19 protein-coding genes are annotated in these 19,763 nt (G+C 72.3%); 5 read left to right on the plus strand and 14 right to left on the minus strand.

Annotation, left to right across the window (positions count from 1 at the left end; genetic code table 11):
- Positions 1-3: 3 nt before the first annotated feature.
- Positions 4-1,035, minus strand: a complete 1,032-nt coding sequence (locus OG472_RS29850) for an LLM class flavin-dependent oxidoreductase (RefSeq protein WP_401611915.1) — start codon at positions 1,033-1,035, stop codon at positions 4-6.
- A 228-nt stretch (positions 1,036-1,263) separates the two neighbouring features.
- Between OG472_RS29850 and OG472_RS29855 the strand changes: the two genes are divergently transcribed.
- Complete coding sequence (locus tag OG472_RS29855; protein WP_030009607.1) at positions 1,264-1,590, plus strand: hypothetical protein; 327 nt, start codon at positions 1,264-1,266, stop codon at positions 1,588-1,590.
- A gap of 6 nt (positions 1,591-1,596) precedes the next feature.
- Here the strand turns inward: OG472_RS29855 and OG472_RS29860 are convergent, their stop codons facing one another.
- The 7 genes from OG472_RS29860 to mce form a co-directional block, all read right to left on the minus strand.
- A complete protein-coding gene (locus OG472_RS29860; protein WP_401611918.1) occupies positions 1,597-2,433 on the minus strand; it encodes an ABC transporter permease in 837 nt (278 codons plus the stop codon).
- A complete protein-coding gene (locus tag OG472_RS29865; RefSeq protein ID WP_401611921.1) occupies positions 2,430-3,542 on the minus strand; it encodes an ABC transporter ATP-binding protein in 1,113 nt (370 codons plus the stop codon). The genes OG472_RS29860 and OG472_RS29865 overlap by 4 nt, the downstream gene beginning before the upstream one ends.
- A 154-nt stretch (positions 3,543-3,696) precedes the next feature.
- Complete coding sequence (locus OG472_RS29870) at positions 3,697-4,467, minus strand: ABC transporter permease (protein ID WP_401611923.1); 771 nt, start codon at positions 4,465-4,467, stop codon at positions 3,697-3,699.
- A gap of 2 nt (positions 4,468-4,469) precedes the next feature.
- Positions 4,470-5,501 carry an ABC transporter ATP-binding protein gene (locus OG472_RS29875; RefSeq protein ID WP_405942248.1) on the minus strand — a complete coding sequence of 344 codons (1,032 nt, stop codon included), beginning with the start codon at positions 5,499-5,501 and terminating at the stop codon, positions 4,470-4,472.
- A gap of 104 nt (positions 5,502-5,605) precedes the next feature.
- Positions 5,606-6,544, minus strand: a complete 939-nt coding sequence (locus OG472_RS29880) for a cellulose-binding protein (protein WP_030708181.1) — start codon at positions 6,542-6,544, stop codon at positions 5,606-5,608.
- A gap of 196 nt (positions 6,545-6,740) precedes the next feature.
- Positions 6,741-11,297 carry a polarized growth protein Scy gene (scy, locus tag OG472_RS29885; protein WP_401611928.1) on the minus strand — a complete coding sequence of 1,519 codons (4,557 nt, stop codon included), beginning with the start codon at positions 11,295-11,297 and terminating at the stop codon, positions 6,741-6,743.
- Between the two features lie 193 nt (positions 11,298-11,490).
- Positions 11,491-11,919, minus strand: a complete 429-nt coding sequence (gene mce, locus OG472_RS29890; RefSeq protein WP_401611930.1) for a methylmalonyl-CoA epimerase — start codon at positions 11,917-11,919, stop codon at positions 11,491-11,493.
- A 135-nt stretch (positions 11,920-12,054) separates the two neighbouring features.
- Between mce and OG472_RS29895 the strand changes: the two genes are divergently transcribed.
- On the plus strand, positions 12,055-13,254 hold the full coding sequence (locus tag OG472_RS29895; RefSeq protein WP_401611932.1) for an acetyl-CoA C-acetyltransferase: 1,200 nt from the start codon (positions 12,055-12,057) through the stop codon (positions 13,252-13,254).
- 104 nt (positions 13,255-13,358) lie between these two features.
- Complete coding sequence (gene meaB, locus OG472_RS29900; protein ID WP_327737447.1) at positions 13,359-14,321, plus strand: methylmalonyl Co-A mutase-associated GTPase MeaB; 963 nt, start codon at positions 13,359-13,361, stop codon at positions 14,319-14,321.
- Positions 14,322-14,381: 60 nt separating this feature from the next.
- On the opposite strand, the gene OG472_RS29905 is transcribed toward meaB, so the two are convergent.
- The 5 genes from OG472_RS29905 to OG472_RS29925 all read right to left on the minus strand — a co-directional run bounded on the left by OG472_RS29905 (position 14,382) and on the right by OG472_RS29925 (position 17,717).
- Positions 14,382-14,951, minus strand: coding sequence for a PepSY domain-containing protein (locus OG472_RS29905; RefSeq protein ID WP_401611935.1), 570 nt, complete (start codon positions 14,949-14,951; stop codon positions 14,382-14,384).
- Between the two features lie 121 nt (positions 14,952-15,072).
- Entirely contained in the window at positions 15,073-15,549 is a 477-nt protein-coding gene (locus tag OG472_RS29910; protein ID WP_383563874.1) for a MarR family winged helix-turn-helix transcriptional regulator, read from the minus strand.
- 64 nt (positions 15,550-15,613) lie between these two features.
- On the minus strand, positions 15,614-16,417 hold the full coding sequence (locus tag OG472_RS29915; RefSeq protein WP_405943218.1) for an AIM24 family protein: 804 nt from the start codon (positions 16,415-16,417) through the stop codon (positions 15,614-15,616).
- Between the two features lie 11 nt (positions 16,418-16,428).
- On the minus strand, positions 16,429-17,079 hold the full coding sequence (locus OG472_RS29920) for an AIM24 family protein (protein ID WP_405942249.1): 651 nt from the start codon (positions 17,077-17,079) through the stop codon (positions 16,429-16,431).
- Entirely contained in the window at positions 17,079-17,717 is a 639-nt protein-coding gene (locus OG472_RS29925; protein ID WP_030009698.1) for an AIM24 family protein, read from the minus strand. The genes OG472_RS29920 and OG472_RS29925 overlap by 1 nt, the downstream gene beginning before the upstream one ends.
- Before the next feature lie 187 nt (positions 17,718-17,904).
- On the opposite strand from OG472_RS29925, the gene OG472_RS29930 reads away from it, so the two are divergent.
- Entirely contained in the window at positions 17,905-18,249 is a 345-nt protein-coding gene (locus OG472_RS29930; RefSeq protein WP_405832022.1) for a DUF3817 domain-containing protein, read from the plus strand.
- On the plus strand, positions 18,246-18,542 hold the full coding sequence (locus OG472_RS29935; RefSeq protein WP_361754958.1) for an MTH1187 family thiamine-binding protein: 297 nt from the start codon (positions 18,246-18,248) through the stop codon (positions 18,540-18,542). The genes OG472_RS29930 and OG472_RS29935 overlap by 4 nt, the downstream gene beginning before the upstream one ends.
- 163 nt (positions 18,543-18,705) lie before the next feature.
- On the opposite strand, the gene OG472_RS29940 is transcribed toward OG472_RS29935, so the two are convergent.
- The gene (locus OG472_RS29940; RefSeq protein ID WP_405942250.1) at positions 18,706-19,737 is read right to left on the minus strand and encodes a glycoside hydrolase family 6 protein; all 1,032 of its coding nucleotides are present in this window, start codon (positions 19,735-19,737) and stop codon (positions 18,706-18,708) included.
- Positions 19,738-19,763 lie beyond the last annotated feature (26 nt).

A 19,763-nucleotide genomic window follows, 5' to 3' on the forward strand; every position in this document is an offset into this window, starting at 1 on the left:
GTCTCAGCCGAGACGGGGCAGGACCTCGACGCCGAGTCGTCGTACGTTCTCCTCCGTCGCGGCGAGATCCCCGGAGCCTTCCGTCAGGAGGGCGAAGCGCGTGATGCCCGTGCGTGCGGACGTGGCCGCCAGCCGGTCCGCCGCCACCTGCGGGGTGCCCACCGGGTGCAGGTCGCACAGCAGTTCCGTGTACGCGACCGGATCCCGCATCGCGCGCATGCGTCCGTCCACCGTCACGTGCGCGTCCAAACCCTGCTTGAGCCAGCCCGGCAACGCCTTGAGCAGGGTCTCGCGGGCGTCCGCCGTGCGGTCCGCGAGCTGGCACACCCCGGCGGAGACGTGCCCCGCGCCGGCCACCTGATCCCGCGAGTGGCCCGCAGCCAGTGCCGTGCTGCGCCACAGCGCGACCATCTCCGCCTTGGTCTCGTCCCCGCAGTGCATGCCGAGGAGCATCGGCAGCCCCCGCTGCGCGGCCAGCCGCACCGACGCGGGAGAGGTGCACGCCACGATGACCTCGGGCCCCGCGCCGTCCCCGTCCAGGGCCTCCGACGGCCGGGGTACGACGGCCACCTCGCGGAAGCCGTACCGCTCGCCGGCGGCTCCCACCCGCGCCTCCGTCAGCCAGCGCCGCAGCAGGTCCAGGGCCTCGGGGAAGCCGTTCTCGTAACTGTCCAGGCCGCCCCCGAACACCTCCAGGTCGACCCAGGGCCCGCCGCGGCCCACCCCGAGGGTGAAGCGGCCGCCCGAGGTCAGGTGCAGCAGGGCCGCCTGCTCCCCGAGGGCCACCGGGTGCGTGCTCGGCAGCACGCTCACCGCCGTGCCCACCCGCAGCCGCCGGGTCCGGCCCAGCAGCAGGGCCGCCAGGGTCACCGCCGAGGGGCAGACCCCGTACGGGACGAAGTGGTGCTCGGCGAGCCAGACCGAGTCGAGCCCGGCCTCCTCGGCCACCTCGGCGGTCCGCACCGCCCGGTGCAGTGCCTCTCCCTGTCCCTGGCCCGGGAACTGGGCCGCCAGTACAAACGCTCCTACGCGCATCGCCTTTACCCTCCTCGCGGCTGACGCGGCCTCCCCAGGTGGACCGGTTCTTCCTATGGCAACAACGTCTGACACGTGCCAAAGGCACGGGCTGACAGGAAAGTTATTGGGATTGTCGGGCCATTCCTCTTCGCGCGGCCGCCTTCCTCGGCCACCCTGCGGGTACCCGGCCTCGCTGCGCGTAGTCTGGGAGAAAGTCACTGCCGTCCGCCCTTCCGTGAGGTATACGTGTCACCGCGCAACAACCGCCCCAGGGGCGGCGAGACCCCGGACGAACGCCCCAGCACCGGCCTCGACCGCTACGGGCTGGAGCGCACCGAGGAGTACCAGGGCGAGGACTGGAAGGTCCGCCACGTGGCCGGCGCCAGTGCGGCCGGCAAGCGCTACCGCTGCCCCGGCTGCGACCAGGAGATCCCCTCCGGCACCCCGCACCTGGTGGCCTGGCCGGAGTACGGCGGCGTGGACGACCGGCGGCACTGGCACAAGGCCTGCTGGAACGCGAAGGACCGCCGCACCTCGAAGGTGCAGCGGTCCCGTAACGCGCCCCGGTACTAGAGCGCCCTAGACGTCCCGGCGGGCGACCGACAGGTACGAGGCGGTCACCGCTCCGCCCGTGATCAGCACGATGAGCAGCAGGTGCGAGAGGTTGCTCGGGGCCGAGCCCAGGTCGCCGCCCTCCGACATGCCGAAGAGCTGGCTCAGCGCCACCGCCACGTTGCGCTGGAGGATCGCCCGTCCGACGGGCGCGACGGCCTCCCAGCTGCTGAGCATGGCGCCGATCACCGGCGGCAGCGTGACCAGGCCGAGCATGACGGCGATCGCCCCGGCCGAGTGCCGCACCAGCGCGCCGATCGCGAGCGCGAGCACACCGAGCAGGGTGACGTAGAGGCAGCCGAGGAGCGCGCCGAGCCACTCGCGGGCGGCGTGGGAGCCGGCCGCGGCGCCGTCGTGGACGAGCGACGCGGCGATCCCGACCACGAAGACGGACAGCACGGTGGTGACGAGGGCCGTGGCGCTGAAGACGAGGTACTTCGCGGTGAGCACCCGGTGCCGGTCCGGGGCGGCGGTGAACGTGGTCCGCGCCAGCCCGGTGCCGTGCTCCGAGGTGATGGTCAGCACGCCGAGGACCATCACCGCGATCTGCCCCACCAGCAGGCCGAAGAGGGCGGGTGTGGTGAAGGTGATCCCCTCGTAGTCCGCGTCCGTGGTCTGCGAGACGAAGAGCAGCCCGACGCCGACGACGATGACCACGAGCGAGCCCAGCGTCCACAGGGTGGAGCGGATCGAGATCAGCTTGGTCCACTCCGAGGCGACGGCGTGCCCCAGGTGCGGCCGCGGCGTGGGGAGGGGGGAGCTGTAGCTCCGGGGCCGCTCCGGCGTCGGGGTCGTCGGGGTCATCGTGTGTCCTCGGGGGATTTCTTGGCGGTGCTCGTGAGCTCGCCGGGATTGCTGGGCATGAGGAAGGGCTGCCCGCCCGCTCCGGGCGGCGGCGGGGCGAAGAAGCCCGCCTGCGGGACGTGCGGCGCCGGCTCCTCCTCCCATGCCGGGAGGGCCAGCGGCTCGGGCTCCCAGAGCTCGGCCCGCGGGTCCTCGGTGGAGGTGTACTCGACCGCGGACTGGGTCATCCGCATGTACGCCTCCTCCAGCGAGGCGTGGTGCGGTGAGAGCTCCCACAGCCGTACGCCGGCCTCGTGCGCGAGGTCCGAGATGCGGGGCAGCTCCAGGCCGGTCACGCGCAGTGCTCCGCCGGGCTCCTGGAGGACCCGGCCGCCGGCCCTGGTGAGGGTCGTACCCAGCGTGTCCCGGCCATCCGGATCGGTGTCGGCCGCGCGCACCCGAGCGAATCCGGCCGAGTTGTGCGCGATGAACTCCTGGGTGCCCATATCGGCCAGCAGCCGCCCGCGGCCGATGACGATCAGGTGGTCGGCGGTCAGCGCCATCTCGCTCATCAGGTGCGAGGAGACGAAGACGGTGCGGCCCTCGGCGGCGAGCCGGCGCATCAGGTTGCGGACCCAGAGGATGCCCTCGGGGTCGAGGCCGTTGACCGGCTCGTCGAACAGCAGCACCTGCGGGTCCCCGAGCAGGGCGGTGGCGATGCCGAGCCGCTGGCCCATGCCGAGCGAGAAGCCCTTCGTGCGCTGCCGGGCGGCGTCCTGGAGCCCGACCACGGCCAGGACCTCGTCCACCCGCCTCTCCGGGATCCCGGAGAGCTGGGCGATGGAGAGCAGGTGCGTACGGGCCCGGCGGCCGCCGTGCATGGCCTTGGCGTCGAGCAGGGCCCCGACGTGCCGCTGGGCGTTCGGGAGCTCCCGGAAGGGGCGGCCGTTGATCGTGACATGACCGGATGTGGGCCGGTCCAGGCCCAGGATCATGCGCATGGTGGTGGACTTCCCGGAGCCGTTGGGCCCCAGGAATCCCGTGACGTGACCCGGCTTGACCTGGAAGGACAGCTGGTCGACGGCGGTCTTGGCGCCGTAGCGCTTGGTCAGGCCGACTGCCTCGATCATCTTGCTGCCCCTTACCAGGCCGGGACGACTTTCGCCCGCGTAAGGGTTAAGAGGATAACGAGGTTCCTCTGGTTCCGTCCCGGGCCGGATCCCTGAGACGCCCCTGAGGCCGACCCGGGGATCCCCCGTAGTACGCCGGCAGGAGGTCGGGAGGTCAGGCGTCCCTCTTGCGGAGGACGGCGTAGCCCCCGAGTACCGCGGCCAGCGTCCAGAGGGCCATGATCCCGAAGCCGCCCCACGGTCCGTACGGGGTCTCGAAGGACCCGAGGGCGTCGGGCACGACCTGCATGATCCTGCCCCCGGCAATGCTCGGCAGGTACTGGCCGACCGTACGGGTCGCCTCGAAGCCCACGAGGAGGTTCGAGACGATCAGGAAGAACGGGACCAGGACGCTGATGGCGGCGACCGAACTGCGCAGCATGGCCGCCACGCCCATGCAGAAGAGGGCCAGCAGCGCCAGGTACAGGCCGGCGCCGGTCACGGCGCGCAGCACGCCCTCCTCGCCGATCCCGATGCCGAGGTCACCGAGGAGCGCCTGGGTGAGGAAGAACGACACGAAGCTGGTCAGCAGCCCCACGGCCAGGGCCAGCGCCGTCGCCACCGCCATCTTGCCGAGCAGGAAGTGCCCGCGGCGCGGTACGGCGGCCAGTGAGGTGCGGATCATGCCCGTGCTGTATTCGGTGCTCACGACCAGCACACCGAAGACGATCATGGCCAGCTGTCCGAGCTGCATCGAACTGAGGCTCGACGCGGTGGGGTCGAAGGTGGCCCGCTGGGCCGCGTCCAGGTCGTTCGGGTCGAACGTGGCGCTGAACAGTGCGGCGAACCCGACGGTGACCAGGAAGACGAGGGCGAGGGTCCAGCTGGTGGAGGCGACCGTGCGGATCTTGGTCCACTCGGACTTGAGGACGGCATTGAAGGCCATGGTCACTCGCCGCCCTTGCGCGTCGCCTCGTAGCCGGCGCCCCAGGCGGGGACGTCGGCCGGCCGGGCGGGGTTGTCGGCGGCCATGCCCGGCGGGACCGGGGCGCCGGGTGCGCCCGGTGCGCCCGGTGCGTGGGCGTGGTATTCGACGGAGTCGGCCGTCATGCGCATGAACGCTTCTTCCAGTGAGGCCCGTTGCGGGCTGAGCTCGTGCAGCACGATCTGGTGCCGGGCGGCGAGCTCGCCGAGCTGTTCCGCGCTCGCTCCGTCGATCTCCAGCGTGCCGGTGGCGGGGACGCTGACGGCGTTGATCCCGGCATCGTGCAGGACGTCCTTGAGCCGTTCCTGCTGCGGGGAGCGCAGCCGGACGTAACTGCGGGAGTTCTGATGAATGAAATCGGCCATCGGAAGATCGGCCAGAAGTCTCCCTTGACCAATGACGACCAAATGGTCTGCGGTCAGCGCCATTTCACTCATCAGGTGGGAGGAAACGAAGATCGTCCGCCCCTCTGCCGCCAGACCCTTCATCAGATTGCGGATCCAGAGAATTCCCTCCGGGTCCAGACCATTGACGGGCTCGTCGAACATCAGGATTTCCGGATCACCCAGCAGCGCGGAGGCGATTCCCAGCCGTTGGCCCATGCCCAGCGAAAATCCTTTGGACTTCTTCTTCGCCACGGCCGTCAGCCCGACCAGGTCCAGCACTTCGCCGACCCGGCTCTGCGGGATCTCGTTCGACTGGGCCAGGCAGAGCAGGTTGTTGTACGCGCTGCGGCCGCCGTGCATGGCCTTCGCGTCCAGCAGCGCCCCGATGTGCTTCAGCGGCTCCGGCAGATCGCGGTAGTGCCTCCCGTCGATCCGGACCGTCCCGCTGGTCGGATTGTCGAGGTCGAGCATCATGCGCATGGTCGTGGACTTCCCTGCCCCGTTGGGGCCGAGGAAGCCGGTCACCACCCCCGGTCGGACCTGGAAGCTGAGGTTGTCCACGGCGGTCTTCGCGCCGAATCGTTTGGTGAGTCCCTCTAGCTCGATCATGCGGCCACGCTAGAACGCCCGAGGGCCCTACGCCACCTCGAACAGGTGACACAGGGCCCTCGGTCGGGCCAAGCACGTGTGACGGGTTTCGAGCCCGCTGTCGATCAGCGGCTCTGCTGCGCCGGGACGCCGCGGCTGACCGGCTCGTCGTCCACGATCGGGTTGGCCGCGGCGACGGCCGCACCCGTGAGCGTCGCCAGCATCTCGCGGACGTTGGTCAGCTGCGCGTTGATCGAGTCGCGGCGGTTGGTGAGCGCCGCCAGCTCGCGCTCGGACTCGCTGCGGATACGGTCCGCCTTGGCGTTGGCGTCGGCCACGATGTCCTCGGCCTGGCGCTGCGCGGTCTCCACGGTCTGCCGGGCACGGCGCTCCGCGTCCGTACGCAGCTTCTCGGCCTCCAGGCGCAGCTGCTCCGCGCGGTGCTCGATCTCGGCGAGGCGCTTCTCGGCCTTGGCCTGACGCGAGGCGAGGTCGCGCTCGGACTGCTCACGGCGCTTGGCCAGGTTGGTCTCGAAGTCCGCGGCGGCCTGAGCGGCCTTGGCGCGGGTCTCCTCGAACAGCGCGTCGGCCTCCTCGCGCTTGGAGGCCGCGTCCTTCTGGGCCTCCGCGCGCAGGGTCGACGCGTCGCCCTTCGCCTTCTCGACGATGCGGACGCCCTCGTCCTCCGCCTTCGACTTGCGGTCGGCGGCGAACGACTCGGCGTCGTTGCGCACCTGCTGGGCAGCCGACTCGGCCAGCTCGCGGTGCTGCTCGGCCGCGCGACGGGCCTCCTCGCGCAGGTCCTTCGCCTCCTCCTCGGCCAGCCGCAGGATCTTCTCGACCCGGGCGCCGAGGCCGGCGTACGACGGCTCGGCGTCGTTCACCTGGGCCTGGGCGTTCTGCGTCTCGAGGTGCAGCTCCTCGATCCGCTTTTCCAGAGAGTTGATACGTCCAAGGGCGCTGTCGCGGTCGGAGACCAGCTTGGTAATGCGGTCGTCCACCTGACCGCGGTCGTAACCACGCCGCACGAGCTCGAAGCCGAAGGGGGAGGAAGTGTCGCTCATGGGGTTCCTGTCGAATGAGACCGATGAGGTGCTACGTGAGGTGTTAAGGGGAATCCTAGGCGCCCAAGCGGCGTGTCATCGAGTCAATCCGCGTTTGATCTGGACAATGACACCCCTTTTGAGTGGCAAGGCGACAGAATGCTTGTCACCCGTTCGCCTGAACCTCCATCAGGTGGACACATCCCCGTGCGTTTCGCTAGCCCTCTGACGTCTTGCCACCCGAACGAGTGGATCCCGCAGTCACTCCGGCCTTCACGCCCCCCGCGCCCTGGCCACCGACCGCCGGCTTTCCGCCGCCCGTAGGCGCCTCGAATGATTCCAACGCCTCAAGAACGTCCTGGACACGGGAGATCTCCGCCTGAATGTCCTCGCGCCGACGCACCAGGACCTCCAGCTCACGGCGTCCCTCATCGACGAGGCGCTCGGCCTCCGCCTGGGCCTGCGCGAGGACGTCCTCGGCCTTGCGGGACAGCTCCGCCTTCTTCTGCTCGGCCTCCTTGAGCAGCGCCTCCGCCTTGCGCACCGCGGCGATGCGCACCTTGCTCGCCTCGCTGCTCGCATCCGACACGAGGGCCTTGGCCTTCGCCTCGGCCTCGACGCTCTGCTCGGTCGCCGCCCGCACCAGCTTGTCCACGCGGTCGCCGGCCGACTTCATCTGCTCGGCCGACTCCCGGCGGGCCCGCTCGTGCAGCTCCTCGACCTCGCCCTCGACGCGGCCGCGCAGCTCCTCCGCCCGCTCCCTTATGGCGGCCGCGTCCGTGCGCGCGCCGACCAGCAGCTCGTCCGCGTCCGTACGGGCCTTCTCCACCATGGAGTTGCCCTCGACGGTCGCCTCCGAGGTGATCCGCGCCGCCTCCTTGCGCGCCGCGTCGACCATCGCGTCGGCCTGCTCCTCGGCCGCCGTGGTGGCGGCGAGGGCCTGCTGCGATGCATCGGCCGTGAGCTTGTCGGCCTCCGCGGAGGCCTCCGTGATGAGCCGGTCGACCTGCTCCGCGGCCTCGCTGCGGCGCTTGTTGGCCGCCTCGCGCGCCTCGTCCAGCAGCCGCTCCGACTCCGTACGGGCCTGCGTGCGGGTGCGCTCGGCCGCGGTCGCGGCCTCCGCCTTGACCCGCTCGGCCTCCGCCCGGGTACGGGTCGCGTGCTCCTGCGCGGAGGACAGCGCCTCCGACGCATCCGCGCGCAGCCGCTCGGCCTCGCCGGCCGCCTCGCCGACCGTGCGCTCGTTCGCCTTGCGGGTCTCGGCCGTGAGCTTGTCGGCCTCGGACGCGGCCTCCGTGATGAGCCGGTCCGCCTGCTCGGCCGCCTCGGTGCGCAAGCGGTTCGCCTCGGCGCGCGCCTCGTCCAGCGTCTGCTCGGACTCCCGCTCCGCGCTCGCCAGGGTCTCGCTCGCCGCGGCCGTGACGCGGTCCGCCTCCGCGGTGGCCTCGCCGATGATCCGGCCGCCTTCCGCGCGGGCGTCGTCCAGGACCCGGTTCGCCTCGGCGCGCAGCCGGTCGGCCTCCGCCTTCGCCTCGCCCACCGTGGCCTCGTTGGCCACGCGGGTCTCGTCGATGAGCCGGTCGCCCTCGGCACGCGAGTCGACCATGATCCTCGCGGCGTCGCGCTCGGCGCTCGCCAGCGTCTCGGCCGCCTGCGACTTGAAGCGCGCCGCGTCGGCGCCCAGCCGCTCGGCCTCCGCCTTCGCCTCGCCCACGGCGACCGCGTTGGCCGCCCGGGTCTCCTCGATGAGCCGGTCGGCTTCCGCCGAGGCCTCGGTGATGAGCCGGTCGACCTGCTCCGCGGCCTCGGTGCGCAGCCGGTTGCCCTCGGCACGGGCCTCGTCCAGGGTCGCGGCGGCCTCGACGCGGGTGGCCTCCGCCGCCTGCTCCGCCTCGGCGGTGATCCGCGAGGCCTCGGCCTCGGCCTCGGCGACCGTGGCCGCGTTCGCCGCGAGGGTCTCCTCGGTGAGGCGCTCGGCCTCCGCCGTCGCCTCCGCGGTGATCCGGGCGCCCTCGGCCCGCGCGGCCTCCAGCGACTCCGCCGCCTCGCCGCGGATGCGGTTCGCGTCGTCACGGGCATCGGCCCGGGTGCGCGCCGCGTCCCGTTCGGACGCCGCCAGCGCGTCCGTGGCCTCGGTGCGCACCCGCTGCGCGTACTCGGCGGTGTCGCCGCGCAGCTGCTCCGCCTCGGCGATCGCCTCGCCGACCGTCCGCTCCGCCAGCGCCTTCGCCGCGTCCGTCTCGGCACGCGCCTCGCTGCGGATCCGGTTGGCGTCCCCGGTGGCCCGCTCCCGCTCCGCGTAGGCGTCGGAACGGACCCGGCCCGCCTCCTCCTCTGCCTCCGACTTCGTACGCTCCGCCGCGTGCTCGGCGGCGTTGCGCAGCCCGGAGATCTCCTCCTCGGCCTGCTCGTGCAGGCCCGCCACGGCATCCCGCACCTGCTGGGCGGTGGCTTCCGCCGCCGACACCAGCTCCGACGCGCGCCGCTCGGCCTCCTCGGTCAGGCGGGCCGCCTCGGCCTGCGCCTCCTCCGAGCGGCGGCGGGCCGCGGCCAGCAGCTCCTCGCTCTGCTCGCGGGCCTGCGCCCGCTCCTGCTCCGCGTCCGTCCGGGCCGACGCCAGGGTCTCCTCGGACTCCCGGCGGCGCCGGGCGGCCTCCTCCTGAGCGGCGGCCAGCGCCTCCGCGGCCTCCTCGGCGACCCGCTCTGCCGCCGCCTTCGCCTCGGCACGCAGCCGGTCCGCGGTCTCCTGCGCCTCCGAGCGCACCCGCTCGGCCTCGGCCTCGGCCTCGCCGCGCAGCCGTACGGCGACCTGCTCGGCCTCCGCGCGCACCCGCCCGGCGTCCTGCGCCGCATCGGTGCGCAGCTGGTCGGCCTCCGCCTCGGACTGCGACTGCAGGGTGCGGATCCGCTCCGCCGACTCGGCGCGCAGCCGGTCGTTCTCCTCCGACGTCTCGCGCCGGATGTTCTCCGCCGCCGCGCGGGCGTCGCGCAGCGTCTGCTCGGCCGTCGTCAGCCGGCCCTCGGCGTCCGTGTGCAGCCGTACGAGCTCCTCGTCGGCCTCCGCCCGCCTGGCGGCCACCGCCTGCTCGGTCTCCTCGCGCCGTGCGAGGGCCGCCGCGTCCGCCTCGGCGCGTACCGCCTCGGCCTGCTCCTCGGCCTCGGCGCGCAGCCGCTCGGCCTCGGCGCGGGTCCGCTCCAGGGTCTCCTCGGCCTGCTTGCGCAGGGTGCCGGCCCGCTCGACGGCCTCGGCGCGGACCCGCTCGCTCTCGGCGGTCGCCCCGCCGCGCAGCTCGTCCGCGTCCGCCTTGGCCTTGCCGAGCAGCTCCTCGGCGGTCCGGGCCGCCTCCTCGATCTGCTGGACCGCCTCGCGGCGGGCCTCGCCGCGGATCCGCTCGCCCTCGGCGACGGCCTCCGCGCGCAGCTGCTCGGCCTCGCCGCGCAGCCGCCGGGCCTCCGACTGGAGCTCGACCGTGCGGGCCCGGTACTCCTCGGTGTCGTCCTTCGCGGCGCCCTTGAGCTCGTCGGCCGTGGCCGCCGCCTGCAGGCGCAGCCGGTCGGCCTCGGTCTCGGCCTCGCGGCGGATCCGCTCGGCCTCCTCGGATGCGGCCCGGGTGGTGGCCCGGGCGTCCTCCGAGGCCTTGTTCAGTACGTCCTCGGCGGTGCGGGCAGCCTTCGCCAGCTGCGCCGCCATGTCCTCGGCCGCGGCCGTACGGGCCTGCTCGCCGGCCTCGGTGCGCTGCCGCTCGGCGTCCGCGCGGGCGTCGGCCAGGGCCTGTTCGGCCTCCGCCTTGAGGGCCTCGGCCTCCTTGGTGGCCTCGCCGACCAGGCGGGCGACCTGCTCCTTGGCGGTGCGGGTGCGCTGCTCGTTGACGGATTCCGCCGACGCGAGCTGGCGGGCCGCGCTCTCCTTGGCCTCGGCGAGGACCCGCTCGGCCTCCGCACGGGCCTCGCGCAGGCGGGAATCGGCCTCCTGCGCGCGGGACTCGGCCACCCGGCCGAGGTCCATGGTCTGCTGCCGGGTCTGCTCGGCCTCGGCGGAGGTGGTGGAGCGCAGCCGCTCCGCGTGCTCGGTGGCCTCCTGGGCCTGCGCGGAGGCGGCGGTCAGCAGCCGCTCGGCCTCCTTGCGGGCCCGCAGCAGGGTGGCCTCGGTCTCCGCGCGGGCGGCCTCCGCGTCGGCGGCCATCCGGCGCCGGGTCTCCTCGGCGACCCGGGCGGCCTCGGCGCGGGCGGCGTTCAGGGACTGTTCGGCCTCGGCGCGGGACTCCTCCATGAGCCGGCGCGCCTGGGACTCCGTACGGGCGCGCAGCTGCTCGGCCCAGGCCACGTTCTCGTTGACGTGCGCCTCGACGGTCTGGCGGCGCTCGTTGAGCTCCTGGTCCAGCCGCTGGCGGCGATTGACGGCCTCGGCGTGCAGTTCCGCCTGGAGGCGTGCCTGGTGCTCGGCGTGCTCCTGGAGGATGCGCTGGGTCTGTGCCCGGGCGTCGCGCAGTTCGCGCTCGGCGTCGGAGCGCATCTGGTCGGCCTGGATCTGGGCATTGCGGAGCAGCTGCTCCGCCTGGTAGCCCATGTCCGCGCCGTCGTAGGCGGGGCGGGACGCCAGAGATCGGCGCACCTCATGGAGCTTGGCGCGCAGCACCTCGACCTGGTATCCCAGGTCCTCAGCGTGCTGGACGGCCTTCCCGCGCTCCTTCTTCAGCCGCTCCATCTCGGCTTCGAAGCGCGAGAGATGGTCGGCCCCGGCCTGATGGCTCTCCTGGCTTTCGTAGCCCCGCACAGCGCGGTCCCATCCGTCCCCTGGTCGCAAGCTCACTCCCAAATGAGCATCGCTCGCCCGCTGAACGACGCCCCCGGGGGAATGGTGTCAGATACCGGGGCAGGGGTCACAGGCCCCGACCCCGTCTCCGCACCGAACCCCGGCCGAGCCATGGCCACTCTACCGGCCGGGGAATCGGGCTATCAGTGGTCCTTCAGTGCCCGGGGTTGGAGGTGACCAGTTCGGTGAGGACGCCGTGGCAGTCCTTGGGGTGCAGGAAGGTGATGGAGGAGCCCATCGAGCCCGTGCGGGGCTCGTCGTAGAGGACGCGGACGCCCTTGCCGCGGATGGCCTCCGAGTCGCCCTGGACGTCCTCGGTGCCGAAGGCGATGTGGTGGACCCCCTCGCCGTTCTTGGCCAGCCACTTGCCCACCGCGGAGTCCTCGCGGGTGGGCTCCAGGAGCTGGAGGTAGGAGGCGCCGCCGTCGGACGTCTCGTTGATCTTCAACATGGCCTCGCGGACACCCTGCTCCTCGTTGACCTCGGAGTGGAACACCTCGAAGCCGTACGTGGCACGGTAGAACTCGACGGTTTTGTCCAGGTCGAAGCAGGCGATCCCGATGTGGTCGATTCTTGTCAGCATGGTGACAGTGCACCGCCGAAGGGGGCGGTCACGCAACGTGCGCGCGATCACACCGGCAGGCCGGTGACCGCTGCGGTACCGCCCAGTACATTCACGTAAACCCTCGTTCACTCCTCATCCAAGGGGCTGTGCCTCATGTCCGGATCGAACAACACCACTTCTGTGATCGTCGCCGGGGCCCGCACGCCCATGGGGCGGCTGCTCGGCTCGCTCAAGTCGTTCTCGGGTGCCGACCTCGGCGGCTTCGCCATCAAGTCCGCGCTGGACCGGGCCGGGATCTCCGGCGACCAGGTGCAGTACGTGATCATGGGCCAGGTGCTGCAGGCCGGAGCAGGCCAGATCCCCGCCCGTCAGGCGGCGGTCAAGGCCGGCATCCCGATGAACGTCCCCGCGCTCACCATCAACAAGGTCTGCCTCTCGGGCCTCGACGCGATCGCGCTCGCGGACCAGCTGATCCGCGCCGGGGAGTTCGACATCGTGGTCGCGGGCGGTCAGGAGTCCATGACCAACGCCCCGCACCTGCTGCCCAAGTCCCGTGAGGGCTTCAAGTACGGCGCCATCGAGATGCTCGACGCGATGGCCTACGACGGCCTCACCGACGCCTTCGAGAACATCGCGATGGGCGAGTCGACCGAGAAGCACAACACCCGCCTCGGCATCGAGCGCGCCCCGCAGGACGAGTTCGCCGCCGCCTCGCACCAGCGCGCCGCCGCGGCCCAGAAGAACGGCGTGTTCGAGGCCGAGATCACCCCGGTCGAGATCCCGCAGCGCAAGGGCGACCCGGTGATCTTCTCGACGGACGAGGGCATCCGCCCCGAGACCACCGTGGAGTCCCTCGGCAAGCTGCGCCCCGCCTTCGCCAAGGACGGCACGATCACCGCCGGCACCTCCTCCCAGATCAGCGACGGCGCGGCCGCCGTGGTCGTGATGAGCAAGGCGAAGGCCGAGGAGCTCGGCCTGGAGTGGATCGCCGAGATCGGCGCCCACGGCAACGTGGCGGGCCCGGACAACTCGCTCCAGTCGCAGCCGTCCAACGCGATCCTGCACGCCCTGAAGAAGGAGGGCCTGGAGGTCTCCGACCTGGACCTCATCGAGATCAACGAGGCCTTCGCGGCGGTCGCCGTGCAGTCAATGAAGGACCTCGGGGTGACCCCGGAAAAGGTGAACGTCAACGGTGGCGCCATCGCCCTGGGCCACCCGATCGGCATGTCCGGTGCCCGCGTGGTGCTGCACCTGGCGCTGGAGCTGAAGCGCCGCGGCGGCGGGGTCGGCGCGGCCGCGCTGTGCGGTGGCGGCGGCCAGGGCGACGCCCTGATCGTTCGCGTCGCCAAGTAAGGCACCGCCAGGCCGCCGGGCCCCGCCACGGGGCCCGGCGGCCTCTCTTCCCCGGGCCTGGCGGCCCTCACGCATCCCGTACGAATCCGAGGAGCGCAGCACGTATGACGGCGGTGGACGTCCCCCAGCTGGTGGCCCAGGCGCGTGAGGGCCGGCCGAGAGCGGTGGCCCGGCTGATCTCGCTGGTCGAAGGGGCGTCCCCGCAGCTGCGGGAGGTGATGGCCGCGCTGGCCCCGCTGACGGGCGGGGCGTACGTGGTCGGGCTGACGGGCTCGCCGGGCGTCGGCAAGTCGACCTCGACCTCGGCGCTCGTCTCCGCATACCGCAAGGCAGGCAAGCGGGTCGGCGTCCTCGCCGTCGACCCGTCCTCGCCCTTCTCGGGCGGGGCGCTGCTCGGCGACCGGGTCCGGATGTCGGACCACGCCTCCGACCCGGGGGTCTACATCCGCTCCATGGCCACCCGGGGGCACCTGGGCGGGCTGGCGTGGGCCGCCCCGCAGGCGATCCGGGTGCTGGACGCGGCCGGCTGCGAGGTGATCCTGGTCGAGACGGTCGGCGTCGGTCAGTCGGAGGTGGAGATCGCCTCGCAGGCCGACACCTCGGTGGTGCTGCTGGCCCCGGGGATGGGCGACGGGATCCAGGCCGCGAAGGCGGGCATCCTGGAGATCGGCGACGTGTACGTCGTCAACAAGGCGGACCGGGACGGTGCGGACGCGACGGCCCGCGAGCTGAACCACATGCTGGGGCTGGGGGAGGCGCGCGGCCGGGAGGACTGGCGGCCGCCGATCGTCAAGACGGTGGCGGCGCGCGGGCAGGGCATCGACGAGCTGGTCGAGGCGCTGGAGAAGCACCGGGCGTGGATGGACGAGCGCGGCGTGCTGGCCCAGCGCCGGGCGGCCCGGGCGGCCCGGGAGGTCGAGACGATCGCCGTGACGGCGCTGCGGGCGCGGATGGCGGACGTGCACGGTGACGCGCACTTGGACGCGCTGGCCGCCAGGGTGGCCGTGGGCGAGCTGGACCCGTACGCGGCGGCGGACGCGCTGCTGACGACGCTGACGGAGGCGTAGAACCGGGCCGGGCCCCGGCAGGGCGGGTGCGGCGCCGCTGCCCGGGCCCGGCCGGGTGCGTCAGGAGTCCGAGTCGGAATCCGAATCGGAGTCGGAGTCGGTCTGTGCGGTGACCTTGCCGGTCGTGGGGTCCACGGAGCCGTCCCACGTCGTGCCGTCGGAGCCGCGCACCTCGACGTGCCAGTACGGGGCCTTTCCGTTGTCCCCGGAGTCCCATTCGACGGTCCACGCCGTGCCCGGGTGGGCGGCGACGGCGGCCTTGGCGGCCTGCGCCGCGGTGATCTTGGCCGCGAGCAGCCCCTTGTGCTCGCCCGGCTTCTCGTCGGTGTCCACGTTCTCGCGGGTGACCTTGCCCGTGGCGGCGTCGACCTCCAGCTCGGCGTGGCCCTTGCCGTCCTTGGTGATCACGTCCAGGTGCCAGACGTTGCCGTCCCGGTCGAGGGACTCGACGACGCCCGGGTAGTTCTTGAGGGCGGCTGCGATGGCCTGCTCGGCCGTGACGTCGGCCCGGGCGGCGGCTGCGGGGGCGGTTCCCGCCATGTCGGCGGACACCGCGGCGGCGGTCGCCACGGGTCCCGCGACCAGCAGGGCCACGGACGCGGCTGCGGAGACGAACACGTTGCGCTTCATGGGCTGGACCTCCTCAGGCCGGCCCGACGGGCACGGGGCCGGCAGCGAGCGTTCCCAGCCATTGTGGGGCCGATCGCCGGCCGGGGCGCGACGAGCCCGCGCGCCCCGGCCGGCTGCGGCCTCAGGCCTTGCCGCGGGTGCCGCGCAGGTGCTCCGCCACCGGGGTCAGCGAGGCGCGCAGCGCCGCCAGGGCCTCCGGCGGCAGCAGGTCGATGAAGTGCTGACGGACGGACGCCACGTGGTGCGGGGCGACCTTGCGCATCGTCTCCATGCCCTCGTCCGTGAGCACCGCGTACAGGCCGCGGCGGTCGGACTCGCAGTTCACCCGGCGGACGAGGCCCGCCGTCTCCATGCGCGTGATCTGGTGCGACAGCCGGCTCTTGGACTGCAGGGTGGCGGTGGCGAGGTCGCTCATCCGCATCCTGTGGTCCTGCGACTCCGAGAGGTTCACGAGGATCTCGTAGTCGTTGTTGGTGAGTCCGAAGGGCTGGAGATCCTTTTCCAGCTGGTGCATCAGCAGTCTGCTGACGTCCAGGTGGGTGCGCCAGGCGCACTGTTCGGCGTCGGTCAGCCAGCGGGTGGCCGTCTCGGTCTCCATGGTCTCCATGAATGAACTCTACCTAAAAAGTTGAATTACGTACAAAGATCGGAAGTCTTGGGTGTCACAGTCCGAGGCGGCGCTGGAGATCACCCAGCTGTCCCGGCATCCGCGGTACGCCCAGCTGCCCCATCGGACCCTGACCGGCCCCCGGAACGCCCTGGGAGTTGCCCGTGGCCGCTCCGGCGCCGACCGCGCCGATCGCCTGCTCCGCCATCAGCATCTCCGACGACTGCAGCAGCACCGTCCCGGCTCCGACGAATTCGAACTGGTGTTCCTCGCCCGAGCTGCCCCCGATGCCGGTCAGCGAGCGCAGGCCGCCCAGCACGCCCGACATGTAGCCGTGGTCGTAGTGGTGGCACGGCGAGGGGCAGTCCGCCCAGCCCACCAGCGCCTGCGGGTCCACGCGCAGCGGCGGCTCCATGAACACCACGGGCCCGTTCGACGCGGCCACGAACTTGCCCGTGCCGATCAGGGTCAGGAAGCCCGGGACGATCGACTGCTTCAGCGCCAGGGAGGGCTGGTAGGCGAGCAGGTTGCCCGAACGGATCGTCAGGTTGCCGTTGTCCAGGTCGTACGAGTTCACGTCGAAGGCCCGGTCGGCCAGCAGCATCTTGCCCGAGCCCTCGGCGACCACCCAGTCACTGGCGTGCAGCGGCGAGTGGAAGCTGGTGCGCAGCAGGCGGTCGAAGCGCCCGTTGCCGATGCCGTTGAACTCGATGTGCCCGTAGTACGAGATCATCTTGCCCTTCTGCAGGAACCACTGGCTCCCCTTGAGCTCCACGCAGAAGGTGTACGCGTTCACGTTGTCGTCGGAGGGCAGCGTGTACGGGTCGAAGACCGTCGGGCCGCCCGGTCCGCCGGTCACAGGGCCAAAGTTCACAGCTTCTCCTCGGAGGCCTGTACGTACACCGCGCCCTGGCCGGACAGCTCCAGCTGGAACGCCTCGCCCGAGCCGCGCCCCACCATGTCCCGCCAGCCGAGCGCGGTGGAGAGCTTGTTGCGGACGTCGCCGTGGTGGGCGACGTACGCCTGCGGGTCCACGTGGATCGGGCGCTGAGGGGTGATGGGGAGCTCGATGACCCCGCCGTGGGCCATCACGGCGACCGAGCCGTGGCCCTTGAGGGTGGTGGTGAACAGACCCTGGCCGGTCACCTGGCCGCGGACCATGCCCATGACCCCGCCCTGGGAGCCCATGAACATCGTGCCCTGCTGCAGGGTGCCGTCGAAGGCGAGCAGCCGGTCCGCCTCGACGTAGAGGGTCTCGCCGGTCAGGTTGATCACCTGGATGTGGTGGCCGCCGTGGCCGAACATCACGGTGCCGCTGCCCTCGACCGTCATCAGCGGGGTCTGCTCGTTCGCGACCCGGCGCCCGATCATGCCCATGACCCCGCCCTGACCGCCCGTCAGGCTCGGGGTGAAGGAGACCTCGCCGCGGTACGCGAGCATCGCGCCGCGCTGGCTGAACATCTTCTGGCCCGGGATCACCTGGGCCTCGACCATCTTCGAGTTGATCTCGCGGAACGGCATCAGATGTCGCCCCCGACGGTGTTGCGCTCGCTGGGCTGCACGTACACCAGGCCCTCGCCCTCGAAGCGGATCTGGAACGCCTCGCCCGATCCTTCGCCGATCAGTGTGCGGAAGTTCACACCGGACTGGAAGGACTGCTGGAGGTTGCCGGTGTGCGCGATGTACGCCCCCGGGTCGACGGAGAGCGGGTACTGGGCGCTCACGCGCAGCACCACCGCCGGACCGTCCGACATGATCGCCGCCTGGCCGGAGCCCTCGACGGTCGTGGTGAAGAGACCGTTGCCCGTCGTCGCGCCGCGCAGGCCGGTGAAGGTGGTGCCGGTCCGCAGACCGGCGTCGGTGCACAGCAGGTTGCTGGACTCGACGTAGAGCTTCTCGCCGCGCAGATTGACCAGATTGATCTCACTGGCGCGGTCGGCGAAGAAGCAGGTGCCGTGCCCCTGTACCTCCATCACCGTCATCTGTTCGCCGGTCAGCCGGCGGGTCACCATGCCGCGGAGGCCTTCGCCACCGCCGGTCATCTTCTTGAAGGCCATCTGCCCGTCGTACGCGACCATGGAGCCGTTCTTCGCTTTCACGGCATCCCCGGTCAGGTCGACGGCCAGCACCTTGCTGCCTTGGAGTCGGAACTGAGCCACGGGAAGACGTTATCGGCAGCGGGCGAACCCGAACAGAGCCCCGTGGCCGATATATGCCACACCTGGTCGGTATGGGCGCGATGCCGGGCGATCCGGGCCGCCGCGGCGGGGGGAGGGGCCGGGTCAAGATCCCGCAAAGCGGCTGAGACACTGGAGCCGACCCAGGCCTCCACCCCGAAGGTTGAACGTGGACATCAAGACCGCTTCCGCCCTGCACCGTCTGCGCCTGATCTCCGTTCCGGAGGCGCTGTCGTTCCCGGCCCTGCTGATCTTCGGCTCCCTGCTGAGCCGGGTCTCGGACATCGACTACCTGATGATGCCGCTCGGCGCCATCCACGGGATCCTGTTCCTCATCTACGGGGTCCTCCTGGTGGACGTCTGGAGCAAGGCGAAGTGGCCGGCGAAGAGGGCCCTGTTCTTCTTCGTCCTCTCGCTCGTGCCCTTCGGCGGGCTGTACGGAGACAAGCTGCTCAAGCGGGAAGAGGCCGACAGCGTCGTGGCGGCCCGCGCACGGCAGGCGGCGCAGGCGTGATCGTCGCGTTCTCGGTGACCCCGCTGGGAGTCGGGGAAGAGGTCGGCGAGTACGTCGCCGACGCGGTGCGGGTGGTCCGCGAGTCCGGACTGCCGAACCGTACTGACGCCATGTTCACGACCGTCGAGGGCGAGTGGGACGAGGTCATGGACGTGGTCCGGCGCGCGGTGGCCGCCGTCGAGGAGCGGGCCCCGCGGGTCTCCTTCATCCTCAAGGCCGACATCCGGCCCGGCGTGAGCGACGGGATCACCTCGAAGGTGGAGACGGTGGAGCGGCACCTCGCCGGGGGCTGATGCGCCCGGCAGCCGTACCCGATGTGCCCCTGGCCTCCCCGGCCGGGGGCGCTTTCGCGTGTGCGGGCCGGTGGCGGGGCCGGCCTGCGCCCGGCTTCCCGGGGCTCCGCCCCGGGCCCCGCGCCTCAAACGCCGGCGGGGCCGGAACGGGCAGTGCGGCTTCCTACTCCGTGGCGCGGCGGGCCAGGCCCAGGGCGTGGTCCGGCCACCAGGTGCCGGGCGGTGGGCCGCCGCGGCAGGTGCCGTCGGAGTCGCCGGGGCGCTTGATCCACAGGTACGCGTCGACGAGCGGGTCGCCCGTGCGGTCGGTCGGCGGGGTTCCGAGGGCGCGGCCCGGCGGGTTGCACCAGGCCTGGGCGCGGTCGCCCGGCAGCGGCCCGGCGCCGTTGCGGCCGGTGTCGATGACGAAGTGTCTGTTCCCGGTCCGCTCGGAGATCCTGGCGCCGTACGCCCGCGCGGCCGCGTCGGGCTGGAAGCCGGAGACGTTGACGGCGAAGCCGTCCGCGTGTTCCAGGCCCGCCTTGGTGAGGGGCCCGACGAGGTCCGTCGGGTTCTCGACCGAGGCCGGATCGCCCGCGTCCAGGTAGACCCTGGTGTTCGGGTTCCGCTTGAGCCGGCCGACGGCCTCGGAGAGCAGCCGGTAGCGCTCGGCGTGCCGGCCGGCCGGCGTGCAGCCGTCGACGGTGTGCGCGACGGCGCCGGGCTCCAGGACGACGAGGGCCTTGGTGTTCCCGATGCCGTCGGCGAAGGCGCCGATCCAGTTGCGGTACGCCCGGGCGTTGGCCGCGCCGCCGGCCGGGTGCTGCCCGCAGTCGCGGTTCGGGATGTTGTGCGCGGCGAGCAGCAGGGTCCGCCCGGTGGCCCGGGCACCCGCCGCGGCCCGGCGGATCTCGGGGCCCGGGTCGCCGCCCGGCCCCCACAGGGCCGTCGGCCGGTCCGCGATCCTGCGCAGCACCTGCGCGTCGCTGTTGCGGCCGGCCGCCTCCCAGGCGGCGACCTGCCGGGCGGCCCTGCTCTGCGGGTCCACCCAGTACGGGGATTCGGCGTCGGCCGTGACGGGGGAGGGGGCCCGGGGCGGGGCGGCGGGACTTCCCGGTGCGGGTGCGGGCCCGCCCGAGCAGGCCGGGGTGGCGGCGAGCAGCAGGAGGAGGCCGAGGGCGGACGGGAGGCGGCGGCTGGGGGCGGCGGGGGGCATCCGGCTTCCTCGGGACGAAGGGTCGG

Source organism: Streptomyces sp. NBC_00207, assembly GCF_045160965.1.
Taxonomy (GTDB): Bacteria; Actinomycetota; Actinomycetes; order Streptomycetales; family Streptomycetaceae; genus Streptomyces.